Annotated in this window: 11 protein-coding genes and 1 pseudogene; 3 read left to right on the forward strand and 9 right to left on the reverse strand. The window is 65.1% G+C overall.

Annotated features, from left to right (window positions below):
* Window positions 1-56: 56 nt before the first annotated feature.
* The 5 genes from dapD to HHX30_RS32065 all read right to left on the reverse strand — a co-directional run bounded on the left by dapD (window position 57) and on the right by HHX30_RS32065 (window position 4,019).
* The gene (gene dapD, locus HHX30_RS32045) at window positions 57-1,025 is read right to left on the reverse strand and encodes a 2,3,4,5-tetrahydropyridine-2,6-dicarboxylate N-succinyltransferase (protein WP_169986680.1); all 969 of its coding nucleotides are present in this window, start codon (window positions 1,023-1,025) and stop codon (window positions 57-59) included.
* Window positions 1,026-1,050: 25 nt separating this feature from the next.
* The gene (locus HHX30_RS32050; protein WP_310742295.1) at window positions 1,051-1,719 is read right to left on the reverse strand and encodes a response regulator transcription factor; all 669 of its coding nucleotides are present in this window, start codon (window positions 1,717-1,719) and stop codon (window positions 1,051-1,053) included.
* Window positions 1,720-1,727: 8 nt separating this feature from the next.
* Window positions 1,728-2,864: a sensor histidine kinase gene (locus HHX30_RS32055; protein ID WP_169986682.1), complete on the reverse strand. Its 1,137-nt coding sequence runs from the start codon at window positions 2,862-2,864 to the stop codon at window positions 1,728-1,730.
* Between the two features lie 122 nt (window positions 2,865-2,986).
* Window positions 2,987-3,190 carry a DUF397 domain-containing protein gene (locus tag HHX30_RS32060; RefSeq protein ID WP_169986684.1) on the reverse strand — a complete coding sequence of 68 codons (204 nt, stop codon included), beginning with the start codon at window positions 3,188-3,190 and terminating at the stop codon, window positions 2,987-2,989.
* On the reverse strand, window positions 3,180-4,019 hold the full coding sequence (locus HHX30_RS32065) for a helix-turn-helix transcriptional regulator (RefSeq protein WP_211592867.1): 840 nt from the start codon (window positions 4,017-4,019) through the stop codon (window positions 3,180-3,182). The genes HHX30_RS32060 and HHX30_RS32065 overlap by 11 nt, the downstream gene beginning before the upstream one ends.
* Before the next feature lie 283 nt (window positions 4,020-4,302).
* Between HHX30_RS32065 and HHX30_RS32070 the strand changes: the two genes are divergently transcribed.
* Window positions 4,303-4,467 (forward strand): hypothetical protein, encoded by a 165-nt coding sequence (locus HHX30_RS32070; RefSeq protein WP_249350677.1) that lies wholly within the window; start codon window positions 4,303-4,305, stop codon window positions 4,465-4,467.
* A gap of 140 nt (window positions 4,468-4,607) precedes the next feature.
* Window positions 4,608-4,883, forward strand: a complete 276-nt coding sequence (locus HHX30_RS32075) for a hypothetical protein (RefSeq protein WP_169986688.1) — start codon at window positions 4,608-4,610, stop codon at window positions 4,881-4,883.
* 230 nt (window positions 4,884-5,113) lie between these two features.
* On the opposite strand, the gene HHX30_RS32080 is transcribed toward HHX30_RS32075, so the two are convergent.
* From HHX30_RS32080 to HHX30_RS32090, 4 genes and pseudogenes are all read right to left on the reverse strand, one after another.
* Window positions 5,114-8,554: a DEAD/DEAH box helicase family protein gene (locus HHX30_RS32080; RefSeq protein WP_169986690.1), complete on the reverse strand. Its 3,441-nt coding sequence runs from the start codon at window positions 8,552-8,554 to the stop codon at window positions 5,114-5,116.
* A 23-nt stretch (window positions 8,555-8,577) separates the two neighbouring features.
* Window positions 8,578-9,279, reverse strand: a complete 702-nt coding sequence (locus HHX30_RS42115) for a restriction endonuclease subunit S (RefSeq protein WP_249350678.1) — start codon at window positions 9,277-9,279, stop codon at window positions 8,578-8,580.
* Window positions 9,280-9,795: pseudogene (locus tag HHX30_RS43850) on the reverse strand (restriction endonuclease subunit S); the annotation flags it as partial. It lies immediately after the preceding gene.
* Window positions 9,792-11,309 carry a class I SAM-dependent DNA methyltransferase gene (locus HHX30_RS32090; RefSeq protein ID WP_169986694.1) on the reverse strand — a complete coding sequence of 506 codons (1,518 nt, stop codon included), beginning with the start codon at window positions 11,307-11,309 and terminating at the stop codon, window positions 9,792-9,794. The pseudogene HHX30_RS43850 and the gene HHX30_RS32090, both read right to left, overlap by 4 nt.
* A gap of 170 nt (window positions 11,310-11,479) precedes the next feature.
* On the opposite strand from HHX30_RS32090, the gene HHX30_RS32095 reads away from it, so the two are divergent.
* Window positions 11,480-12,133: a hypothetical protein gene (locus tag HHX30_RS32095; protein WP_169986696.1), complete on the forward strand. Its 654-nt coding sequence runs from the start codon at window positions 11,480-11,482 to the stop codon at window positions 12,131-12,133.
* The last annotated feature ends 65 nt before the right edge of the window (window positions 12,134-12,198 follow it).

Below are 12,198 nucleotides of genomic sequence, written 5' to 3' on the forward strand. Positions count from 1 at the left end.
GGGCCGAAGGCCAAGTTCAGGGCAGACTCAGGGTCATATCAGGGTCTGGTCGCGATCTAGTCGTTGGCGTGCAGCGCGGCGTTGAGCTCGATGCCCCTGCTGTCGCGTGACACCGCCTCGACCGCCCCGGTCGTCGAGTTGCGGCGCAGCAGCAGACCCGACTTGCCCGACAGCTCCCTCGCCTTCACGACCGCCCCGTCCGGCAGCGTGACCTTGGTGCCCGCCGTGACGTACAGCCCGGCCTCCACCACGCAGTCGTCGCCCAGCGAGATGCCGACGCCGGAGTTGGCCCCGAGCAGGCACCGCTCGCCGATCGAGATGACCTCCTTGCCGCCGCCGGACAGCGTGCCCATGATCGAGGCGCCGCCGCCCACGTCGGACCCGTCGCCCACGACGACCCCGGCGGAGATGCGGCCCTCCACCATCGAGGCGCCGAGCGTGCCAGCGTTGTAGTTGACGAAGCCCTCGTGCATGACGGTGGTGCCGCTCGCCAGGTGGGCGCCGAGCCGTACGCGGTCGGCGTCGGCGACCCGCACGCCGGAGGGCAGCACGTAGTCGACCATCCGGGGGAACTTGTCCACGCCGTAGACGGTCACCGGGCCCCGGGCCCGCAGGCGCAGCCGCACCTCCTCGAAGCCCTCCACCCTGCACGGGCCGTGGCTGGTCCACACGACGTTGGCCAGCAGCCCGAAGACCCCGTCGAGGTTGATCGAACGCGGCCGGACCAGGCGGTGGGACAGCAGGTGCAGCCGCAGGTACACGTCGTACGCGTCGGCCGGCGGGGCCGACAGGTCGGCGATGCCGGTGCGCACGGCCACGACCTCGACGCCCCGGGCGGGGTCGGGGCCGACCAGGTCCGCCATGCCCTCGCCGAGGTCGTCGCCCGCGATCGGCTCGGTGCCCACGGCCGGGGGCTCGCCCAGTGCCGGGAAGGGGAACCAGGTGTCCAGCACGGTGCCGTCCGCGGCGATCGTGGCGAGGCCGATCCCGTACGCACCCGAGGTGGTGGAGTCGATAGCTGTCATGTGCACCTACGCTACCGGCTGTCGACTAGGGGTCTCCTGGGCGGACGACCCCCGACTCGTAGGCGTACCTGACGGCCTGGGCGCGGTCGCGCAGGCCGAGCTTGGCCAGCAGGCGGTTCATGTGCGTGCTCACCGTCGCCTCGCTGATCGACAGTGTGCCGGCGATCTCGCCGTTCGACAGCCCCCGCGCGACCAGGCGCAGCACCTGCTCCTCCCGCGGCGTCAGTCCGGTCTCCGGCGGTGGCGCGGCGGGTTGTGCGCGGCGGTAGGCGTCCACGACCCTGCCTGTGACGGCGGGGTCGAGCAGCAGCTCGCCGCGGGCGGCGCTGCGGATCGCCGCGAACAGGTGCTCGGGCGGCGAGACCTTGAGCAGGAAACCGCTGACCCCGGCGTGCAGGGCGTGGCCGAGGTTCTCGTCGGTGTCGTAGGTCGTCAGCATGATCACACGCGGCGGCTCGGGCGCGGACAGGATCCGCCGGGCCGCCTCCAGGCCGTCGAGGCGCGGCATCGCGATGTCGAGCAGCACGACGTCGGGCCGCAGGCTCCGGGCCAGTTCCACGGCGCGTTGGCCGTCGGACGCCTCGCCCAGCACGGCGAGGTCCGGCTGGGTGCCGATGACCAGGCGCAGCCCGGCCCGGATCATCGCCTGGTCGTCGGCGATCAGGATCCCGATCACGTTCACAGCGTCACTCACAGCATCACTCACAGGGGCAGCACCGCCCGGACGCCGAACCCGCCCGAGGCGAGCGGTCCCGCGGTGAGCGTGCCGTGGAACAGCGCGGCCCGCTCCCGCATGCCGATCAGCCCGTGTCCGCTCTCCGGCCCGGCGGCGCGCGCCCGCGTCCTGCCCTGGCGCGGGCCGTGGTCGACGACATGCAGGTGCAGCTCCCCGGGGCGGTAGTCCACGGTGACCGCCGCCCGGGTCGGGCCGGCGTGCTTGAGCGCGTTGGTCAGCGCCTCCTGCACGATGCGGTAGGCCGACAGGTCGAGCCCGGCGGGCAGCGGCACCGGGTCTCCCCGCACCTCCAGGGCCACCTCGAGGCCCGCCGCCCTGACCTGGTCGAGCAGGTCGTCCAGCCGGTCGAGGCCGGCCTGGGGGCCCGCGTCCGCCTGCGGCCCGCGCAGCAGGCCGAGCATCCGGCGCAGCTCGTCGACCGCGCCGCGGCCCGTCTCCTCGATCGACGCGAGCACCTGCCGCTCGCGTTCCTGGTCCTCGCGCAGCATGAGCCGTACGCCGCCGGTCTGCATGGTCATCACGCTGACGCTGTGGGCGACGATGTCGTGCAGTTCGCGGGCGATGCGGGCGCGCTCCTCCGACACCGCCTCGCGGGCCAGCAGTTCGCCGCGCTCGGCGGCCTGCGCGGCGATCACGCGGTGCCGCCGCACGGCCAGGCCGGCTCCGGCCGCGATCGCCGACATCACCACCGCCACGGCGACGTCGCCCCACCCGGCAGGCGGGGACGAGGCCGCCAGCATGGAGACGACGTACGCACCGCTCGCGACCAGGCCGGTCACGGCCTTCACGCTGCCCGGCCGTACCTCCGACAGCAGGGTGAACAGCAGCACGAGCTCGGTGTAGAACTGCCAGGCCGCCGACATCTGGGGGGCGAGGGCGAACAGCAGGACGTTGACGGCGGAGTAGACGCACAGGATCGCGAAGGGGACGCGGCGCCGGAACAGCACTCCGGCGGCGGTGACGACCCCGGCGGCGATCCAGATGGGGAGATCCTCGCGGGAGGGGCCCATGGAGCGCCCGCCGATCTCCTCGGCGATCGCGAACAGGCCCACGGCCGCCGCGACGAGCCAGTCGACGAGAGTGGGGGGACGGCGGTGGAGCATGACGCAGACAGTAGCCGCCATTCGGCCGGGGATTGACGCCCATTATGTGACAAAAGGGGCACGCCATCCCGGCCGCGGCCGGATCGTCGGGGGCGACGGGTCCCTGGGGAATGCCTCCGCGATCAGTTGTCGAACTCGCCGTTCTTCACGCCCGCGATGAAGGCGCTCCATTCGCTCGGGGTGAAGGCCAGGACCGGTCCCGAGCGGTCCTTGCTGTCCCGCACGGCCACCAGCCCCGGCAGGTTCGTCGCCACCTCGACACAGTCATTGCCGCCGCCGCTGAAGCTGGACTTGTGGAACTCGGCACCGGACAGATCACGGGACACGTTCACTCCTTACTGCGGCGATGAGTTCCGCGGACTCCTCAGGGGACAGGCACACGCCGACGAGGCGCTCGAATGTCAGCTTAAGTCGGCGGACTTGATCAGCTGCCTCCACGTACACGTCGCCTGCCGGTCCTTCGACATATCCGACGTCCGGGTCCTCATCGCCGAAGCTCAGCACGGAGAAGCCGCCTTCCACGCCGCCGTGAGCGCCGGCTTTCATAGGTAAGACCTGCATAGTGACGTTGGGCCAAGCGGTGGCCTGGAGGATGTCGTCAAGCTGCCGGGCCATCACACCGGGCTCACCGATAGGGCGGTGTAGAACGGTCTCGTCCACGAGGGTATGGAGCTTCGGCGCTTGGAACCCGATCAGGTTGATCTTCCGGGCCATCCGTGCGTCCACGTGCCGGTCCAGCTCAGTGGTGGTCAGTTCTGGCCGCGCCGCCCTGATGATCTCACGAGCGTAGTCCTCGTTCTGGAGCAACCCGGGTACGAGAATCGGCTCCCACTTTCGGATAGCGGTCGCTTCGGTCTCAAGAGCGATGTAAGAACCGGTAAAGACATCGCTGTAGGCGGTCCACCAGCCTCGTTTGCCGGCGTCCTTGCCGAGCTGGATCAGGCCGGCCTTCCCGATGCCGTCCACGCCGTACAGATCGCAGGCGTTGCCGATGTCCTCCGCGCTCGGCAGCAGCCGCGCGTTCTCGACGCGGTTGAGCTTGGAACGGCTCCACCCAAGCTGGTGGGCTGCCACATCAGGTGACAGACCTGTCTGCTCACGCAGTCGTCGCAGTTCGCGGCCCAATCGACGGTGTCTCACAGTGGGACTTCTCATCACCAAGCCCTCGCATAGTCGTGATCGCGTAAAGATTCAGCGCACAGTTCCTTGCCACCTCGCACTGTGCGAGCCATGATGTCGCAGAGCAGACACGAGGAGTAAAGCAATGATGACGGAGAGGAGTGGATAAGCAAAGTAATCGCCGTCGGAGGCGATACAAGCGCGGACCCGTCCGTCGCGGCCACGATCGGACGGGTCCTTGATCAGGAAACGAGGTTCCTGACCCATGACCCAAGATAGGGCCACTGCGCCCAGCACGGAGTTCGCCGGGTGGCGGATCATGAGGAGCGATGCCGGGCGCTTCTGGGCAAGCCGTGAGCGGCCGTTCCCGTCGGCGGCCGAGCAGGCGGGCGCCTACCGTACCGTTGACGGCGACAACCTGCGCGAACTGTGTCAGGCCATCGCCGAACAGGAGAGCCTGGCCGAGGTGGCGGTGCCCCAGTGATCGGAGACCACATCAAGACGTTCGCCGGAGTCGGCCTCGGCGATCGGAAGGGACAAGGCGGCGGGTCCTCGTGGGGCATGCCTTTCAAGCTGGGCCGTACTCTGGTCGAGCGTCCGCGTCGGTCGTGTCCGCCCTGGTGCATGGAGGCGCACATCGGTGAACCTCCCGGTGAGCGCATCCACAACGCCTGGCTGCAGTCCATCGAGCTGAACGCGATCCCCCTGGCCGGGCAGCCGCAGCGGATGTGGATCGATCTCAGCCTCGGGCCGGGTGACGCCGAGCCTCGTGTTCATCTGCAGGTCGAGGGTTGCTCCTTCGTGGAGTTGACGATCAGCGAGGCGCGGAGCGTCGGAACGCATCTCGTCGGCCTGGCCGCTCTCGGCGTCATGGAGATCCCGCCGACGTCACCCGCCTGACGCTCGCATGCGATGACCGTCACCGATGAGCTGCCCTGCCGGTCGCGACCGGCAGGGCTTGGGCGGTCTCCCGTAGACGCCTTCCCGCTGAGGGAGACCGCCCCCGCCGAACGGCCTGCCTGCCGTACAGCCCCCGTTACGGCAGGCAGGCTTCACGACCGGCCCCGAGGCCTGACGGCGCGCGCCTCGGAGCCGCGGCCCTTCCGTACGGATAGGCCTTTGCTGGTATCTCAGGCGGCGTTCTCTTCGGGTATGGCCGTCGCCTGGACGGATGCGAGGACCTCGACGAGGGCGTCAACGTCGGGGTCGGGGAAGAGGTCCTCGGGGCCGCCGGGGGCCAGCGACGTGAAGGGCGACTCGTAGAGCACGTCGACCTCCATGAAGCCGTTCTTCGCCAGGAAATCGATCACCAGTGAGACGAAGTGGAGCTGGCTCGCAGTGAGGTTCTTGCCCGACTGGAACTGATCGAATGCCTTACCTGCGGCCTCGCGGTCGAGGCCGGTGAGAGAGCGGAGGAAGAGGCCGAGCCCGCCGTGCTCGGATTTGGCCCGCTCAATGTCGTCCGCCGTGCCGAATCCGTTCCTGAGGAAGATCAGCTCAAACTGGTCTAGGTCGGCGGAGGTGATCTGCCGGTTGCGGTGAAGCTTCTGGATCACAAGCTCGTTCTCGTGGCTGCGCAGGTATGTCCTAACCTTGGCTTCGAACTTGGACCTGTCCGTGCCCAGGGACACCCCGTTGATCTGCGTCACGCTCAGGTCGCCGAGCTCGTCTTCGAAGTCGGTGTAGACGATGCCGCGCTTCACCTTGGGGATGAGCTTGACCAGCCCGCGCAGCCGCTTGCGCATGTTCTCCAGCATCGGCAGCGTGACGTCCTCCCACCACTGATTGGTGGTGAGGTCTTCGAGGAACTCCTGCTGCTGCTTGACGTTGGGGATTGTCAGTGTGGTCGGGTCGAGCAGCGCTGAGGCGATCTCCTGCACCTGGTCACGGAGCTTGGAGTAGTCCGCGTCGGCTTGGATCAGGGCGAGTTGCAGTCGCAGCGCGAGCAGGTCGAAGCGCTTGGCCTCCTGACTGTTGTCGTCGTCGCGAAACTCGGTGGGGAGGCCGGCCAGGGCCGAGGTGATCTCGGCGTGCTTGTCCAGCGTGATCTGCTGCCAGTTCGCAGCTTCGCGGTACGTCTCGACTTCGCGCAGGTGACGGCGCACCTCGACGTTGGCCGTATTCATGTTGGCCACTTCGGACTGAAGCCGCTCGGCGAGGGACCAGCGCAGATCGACTTCGCTTTTCGTCCCGTCGGGCGTGCCGTCCGGAGGCGGGGGCAGGTCGGGGTGCTGCTGGTCGAGCTTGAGCAGCAGGTCCATCCGCTGCTTGAAAAGCCGTTCGCTGAGCGAGGGCTGCACCCTGCCCTCGGCGGTCGGGAAGTTCTGGTTGAAGAACTCCACGTTCTGGAACAAGTCGAAGACGAGGAAGCCGTTCTTGTCCTGGTTGGGGCCGAACAGGTCGGGACAGAGCCGCGTGCCTCGCCCGATCATCTGCCAGAACTTAGTCTTGGACCGCACGAGCTTGGCGAACACCAGATTGACGACCTCGGGCACGTCGATGCCAGTATCGAGCATGTCGACCGAGATCGCGATATGCGGGGCCTTGTCTCGGTCGGAGAACTTGTCAATCAAGTCTTGGGCGAGCCGCTTCTGATACGTGATGACCTGCGCGAACGTGCCCTTGTATTCGGGGAAAAGTTCGTTAAAGCGCTGGGCGATGAACTCGGCGTGGTTGTTGTTCCGGGCGAAGACGATGGTCTTGCCCAGTCGCTCCCCACCCTCGACCTTCGCGCCGTACGTCATCAGAGTGATGAGCGTCTTGTCGATCGTGTCCGCGTTGAACAGGAACTTGTTGATCTCGTCGGCGCTGATCTCGTCGGGAACGTCATCGTTCTCCGACCAGTCGAGCGCGTCCCACTTCTCCTTGTCCTCGTCGGAGAGGTCGTCGTACTTGATGCCGCCGCGCTGGAACTTCAGCGGCACGTCCACGGCGGTCGGGGCGACCAGATAGCCCTCGGCCACGGCCTCGTCCAAGCCGTAGACGTCGGTGGGCACGCCGTCTTCTAGGTGGAAGAGCCGGTAGGTGTTGCGGTCGATCTCGTCCTTCGGGGTGGCGGTCAGTCCGACGAGCAGCGAGTCGAAGTAGTCGAAGATCGCGCCATATTTCTGGTAAACGGACCGGTGCGCCTCGTCGATGATGACGAGGTCGAAGTAGCCGGGGCCGAACCTGCGCACACCATCGGCGGTCTCGTTGATGAGGTTCATCATGCTCGGGTACGTCGAGACGTAGACTCGGCCTTCGTCGTTCTTCTCGTTCAGCAGGTTCACCGTGGGCACGCCCGGCAGGTGCTCCTTGAACGCGTTGGTGGCCTGGGTGACCAGGGCCTTCCGGTCGGCCAAGAACAGCACTCGCTTGACCCAGTTAGCACGGATCAACTGGTCGACCAGGGCGATGATCGTGCGGGTCTTGCCGGAACCGGTCGCCATTACGAGCAGCGCGTGCCGCAGGCTGTCCTTGTCGAACGTCTCGTCGATGCGGCGGATGGCCCGGCTCTGATAGTGACGGCCGGCGATCTCTTCGTTGATCGGCTCCGTCGTCAGCGGTCGGCGGCTGCTGCGGCGATGGATGAGGGTGCGCAGCTCGTCCTTGGTGTAGAAGCCCTGGATCTTCCGGGGCGGATAGTTCAGGTCGTCCCAGATGAAGGTGTCGTAGCCGTTGGTGTAGAGGATCACCGGCCGCTGGCCGTACATCTGCTCCAGGCAGTCGGCGTACGTCTTGGCCTGGTGCTGGCCGACGGCCGCGTCATGGCTGGTGCGCTTGGCCTCAACCAGGCCGAGGGGCTTGCCGTTGTCGTCCCACAACACGTAATCGACCTTGCCGGTCCCGGTCTGGGTGTTGGGCATGCCGGTGATGGGAAACTCCCGGTCCTCTTTCTTGTCGAGCGGCCAGCCCGCCTCCTGCAGCAGGAGGTCGATGAGGAGTTCCCGGGTTTCGGCTTCGTTGTAGTCGTGCGTGTCCTGAGCGGTTGCGTTGGCCGCCTTGGCCTGCTTGATTTCGGCGCGGAGTTTCGCCAGCTCGGCGTCCAAGTCCTGGTTCTTCCGGAGCTGTTTGGCCAGCTCGGCCTGCTGCTTGGCGAACTCCCCGGCCATTTCTCGGAGTTCGTCCTGCTTCTTCTGCCTGACCTCGGCAGGAATGGGCTTGGGAATCAGCGCCTGATCGAAGGCCAGGCCGGCGGCTGGCATCGCATTCTGGTTGCGGGCGTACCGCCGGGCGAGCCAGTACATGACGTGGAACAGCTCGGCCACGGTCCGGACCGCGTCCCTGGGCGGCACCGGCCCGTGCCGGTGTACGGCCGTGTTCCCCTGGCGCCGGATGAGGTCCATCTTGGTGCGGATCACCGGGCCGACCAGTTTCACCATGGTCGGCTCCGTGATCAGCGCCGCGAGGTCATCGCGGTAGGGCATCGTCAGCGTGTCATCGGCCGTGTAGAGCCAGGTGACCGCCAGCTCTAGCGTTCGCCGGGCATAGAAGCACGACACCCGTGGATCCGCGATCGCGAGCCGCTCCGCTCGACTCGCTTCTTCGCATAAATCGGACCATTCTGGACGAAGGAACTCGAAGTTGCCCAACGAACACCCTCCGGGGGAAGAATTTAATTATCCCGATTGTCCCACAAGTCCCCCTGAAACGCGCGCTGCTGCAGCGACCCGAACAGGGCATCAAGTTTTTGCAGCTGATGCACGTGACCGAGCTTCAGTGAATCAATCGCCTTCACTCTCGCAGTGAACTCCAATTGGAGAGATATGGGCGGCGAAGGGACTTGGATGCTTCGGCAAGCGGGTAAGGGAAGATGCTTTACCGTCGAACCCGAACTGCTTCGATCGAGTTGTTTCTGGACGAAGGGGCTACGAAAAGCGGCCAAGAGATATTCAGGGGTTGCATATTTGGGGTCGACGCGGTAGAGCATCAGTCGCTGTCCAAGAAACACTTGATCGTCAGTTTTAATAATTCCCACCTCGCCTACGGGTGCTTCTCTCGTCAGGATTACATCGCCAGGCAAGGGTGTGGTTCGCCTATTCCATCGTTCAAAAGTCTCCCTCTCAACGTATCGAACTTCTGAAAGGTTCACTTTCCCGTTCTTGACGTTCGTCGTTCGAATCATCTTGTAAGGAGTGACATAATCTACTGTTGGTGCGGTCCTGTTAACGCAGTCTACAATCAGCGAGCAGACATCTTCGATGCCTCTAATTTTCCAAGGAGAACTTGCGCCGCCAGGTGTCGTGAACATTTCAAGGAAGATGGACTGGGCGAGATCCTCTAGGAGGGCGATCGCCTCATGGCGTTTCGTGCGCATCGCATCTACGCGGTCCAGGATGCTTGCGATTCTGTGCTGTTCTGAAAGAGGGGGGAGGGTGATAGTTATTTTTCCAAGGTTGCTCCTTGAGATTCGAGATCGAGTCGTTCCGGTGGCTAGTCGAACTATCTGATTGCGCACGGCGGGAGTGTTTAGATGGTGCATCAACCATCTAGGGTCAATACGACTGGATTCTGGTCGAATTATGCAGACGTCGACTACGGTGACCGAACGTTTTGAATCTCCTGGGAAGATGCACGCGCGCCCGATCGGGTCGGGCATGCGCGCGACTAGTACGTCTCCTGGCTCTAAGAACGTGCAGCGGAGCTCCCGGGCCTTCTCTTTGGTGAGAAATCTTGCGGATTTGTTGACGTAAGTTCCATCTCCCACGTCTGCAAGCTGAATAAGGCGAACGTTCCCCTCGGGATCTTGATCCTTAGATTCGACCCAATCGCCATCGGTAAAAAGCGTTGACGACCCCAGTGCTTCCGCAAGGCTCACGCGTGGCCATTTCATGCCAATAGTCCCTTCAAGTCGGACATGCCCTGCTGGATGTCGGCCTCGATGCACTCCAGCTCTTCTAGTATTTCCAGCGGGGGGCGGTGCTCGATCTCCTCGTGGACGACTTCCTTGTATCGGTTGAGGCTCAGGTCATAGCCCTGGGCGGCGATGTCGGCCTTGGGGACGCAGAAGCTCTGCTCAGTCCTGGTCCGTTGCTGTTCGCTGCCATTGCGGAGTGCCCATCGCGCGAGCACATCCGGGAGGTTGTTCTTGGCGTGCTCGACCTCGTCGAGTTGAGTTGTCGGCGTGGGGCCGAGTTTGCTGTCCGTCAGCAGCGGGGTCCGCCTGTCGTCCAGGCTGAAGCCGTCGGCGGTGACCTCGTAAAACCAGACGTCGTCCGTGCCGCCATTGTTGGTCTTGGTGAAGAACAGGATGGCCGTCGAGACTCCGGCGTACGGCTTGAAGACACCGCTCGGGAGTTTCACCACCGCGTCGAGCTTGTGGTCTTCGACCAAGATGCGGCGAAGTTCCTTATGAGCCCCTGTTGAACCGAAGAGCACACCCTCCGGAACGATGACGGCTGCACGGCCACCTGGTTTGAGCAGGCGAAGGAAGAGCGCCAGGAACAGCAATTCGGTCTTCTTGGTCTTGACGACCTTAAGGAGATCCTTGGCGGTGGTCTCGTAGTCCAGGCTCCCTGCGAAAGGCGGGTTGGCCAGGATCATCGTGTAGCGCTCGGCCTCGCTCGCGGTGCTCTCGGCCAACGAGTCGCGATAGCGGATGTCCGGCCGGTCGATTTCGTGCTGCAGCATGTTCATGCTGGCGATCCGTAGCATCGTGCTGTCGAAGTCGAAGCCGTGGAACATGCTCTCGTTGAAGTGACGCCGCTGCGCGAGGTCGAGGAGCGCGTCCTTGTGGGTCCGGTTGACGTACTGAGCCGCCGCCACCAGGAAGCCAGCGGTGCCGCAAGCCGGGTCGCAGATCTCGTCCTGCGGGCCGGGGGCCATCATCTCCACGATGAGTTGGATGATGTGGCGCGGGGTGCGGAACTGCCCGTTCTGCCCGGCGGTAGCGATCTTGCTGAGCATGTACTCGTACAGATCGCCCTTGGTGTCCTGCTCGCCCAAGCGGATCTCGTTGAGCATGTCGACGACCTTGGTGAGCAGGTTTGCCGTTGGGATTGTGAACCGAGCGTCCTTCATGTGGTGGGAGTAGGTGGAGTCTTCCCCTCCCAGCTCGCGTAGCCAGGGGAAGACCGCGTCCCGCACCACCTGGTGCATGCTCTCTGGGTGCAGTTCGGTGAACTGCGACCAACGAAGGGCGTTCGTCTCCTCTGTGTAGATCGGGTTCTCGATCGGCTTCCCGCTACGGCTTGCCTTGCGCTCCTTCGCGGTCTGGATGTCCTCCAGCCGCCGGATGAACATCAGGTAGGTGATCTGCTCGATGACTTCCAGAGGGTTGGAGATCCCGCCCGACCAGAAGGCGTCCCAGATCCGGTCAATTTTGCTTTTCAGTTCACCCGTAATCACGATGCGTCAGCGTAGCGGAGCGGCTCAACACTCCATCGGCTTCCGCCACAGATCGTGACCTACGGCCAAGGGTGGCATCCCCTTCCAGGCGAAAATCCGCCTCAAGGCGGACAGAGCGTCAACGTGTGCTTTGACGACACCGCGGGGGACCGATCCGTACGGTCCTCCGCATGCTTACCAACGCGAACTCCTTCCGCCGCGTCGCGGCGGGCACGAGCCTTGTCCTCGCCCCGCTCTGCCTGCTCCTCGGCATGGCCGCCGATCCGTCCGAGCCCGGGGTCGAGGACCCTCTCGTGTACGCGAACAACCCGGGTGCCGTGGGCGTCAGCGCGACGCTCCTCCACTACGCGTGGATCCTGTGGGTCCCCGGTGTGATCGGCCTCGTCCACCTCGTACGCAAGAAGGGCGTGGTGCTCGCCAACATCGCGGGCGTGGTCGCGGTCCTCGGCCTCATCAACTTCTCGGCACTGATGATCTCGGACTTCTTCGACATCGTGGCGTTCCGGATGCTGCCGGTGGACCAGGCCGAGAAGCTCATGCAGGACGCGGCGCAGCCCGCGATGACGATCGCCTGGCAGATGCCCGGGATGATCGGGTCGTTCCTCGGCCTCGTGCTCGTGGCCGTCGCGTACGCCTGGGGAGGCCGGGCCGGGTGGTGGTTCCCGGCCGGCGTGCTCGTCGGCATCCTCGTCTGGCTGTTCGGCGCGAGCGCGTGGAACCTCGTGCTGGGCCTCGGCGGCCCCGTCATCCTGCTCGTGGTCTTCGGCATCGTCGGCGTCTCGATGATCCGGATGCGCGACGAGGACTGGGCAACCGCCGCGTGACCAGGGTTAACGCCCTGTTTCAGTGGGTTTCAGGTTGAAAGAGGTGATTACGGGGAAAGTTGACT

The sequence above is a fragment of the Microbispora sp. H10836 genome, from assembly GCF_012999525.1.
Taxonomy (GTDB): Bacteria; Actinomycetota; Actinomycetes; order Streptosporangiales; family Streptosporangiaceae; genus Microbispora.

Excerpts from the sequence above, each read along its gene's own strand:
- dapD (WP_169986680.1), bottom strand. The coding sequence starts at position 1,025 with ATGACAGCTATCGACTCCACCACCTCGGGTGCGTACGGGATCGGCCTC.
- HHX30_RS32055 (WP_169986682.1), bottom strand. The coding sequence starts at position 2,864 with ATGCTCCACCGCCGTCCCCCCACTCTCGTCGACTGGCTCGTCGCGGCG.
- HHX30_RS32065 (WP_211592867.1), bottom strand. The coding sequence starts at position 4,019 with ATGAGAAGTCCCACTGTGAGACACCGTCGATTGGGCCGCGAACTGCGA.
- HHX30_RS32070 (WP_249350677.1), top strand. The coding sequence starts at position 4,303 with ATGAGGAGCGATGCCGGGCGCTTCTGGGCAAGCCGTGAGCGGCCGTTC.
- HHX30_RS32075 (WP_169986688.1), top strand. The coding sequence starts at position 4,608 with ATGGAGGCGCACATCGGTGAACCTCCCGGTGAGCGCATCCACAACGCC.
- HHX30_RS42115 (WP_249350678.1), bottom strand. The coding sequence starts at position 9,279 with ATGCGCACGAAACGCCATGAGGCGATCGCCCTCCTAGAGGATCTCGCC.
- HHX30_RS32095 (WP_169986696.1), top strand. The coding sequence starts at position 11,480 with ATGCTTACCAACGCGAACTCCTTCCGCCGCGTCGCGGCGGGCACGAGC.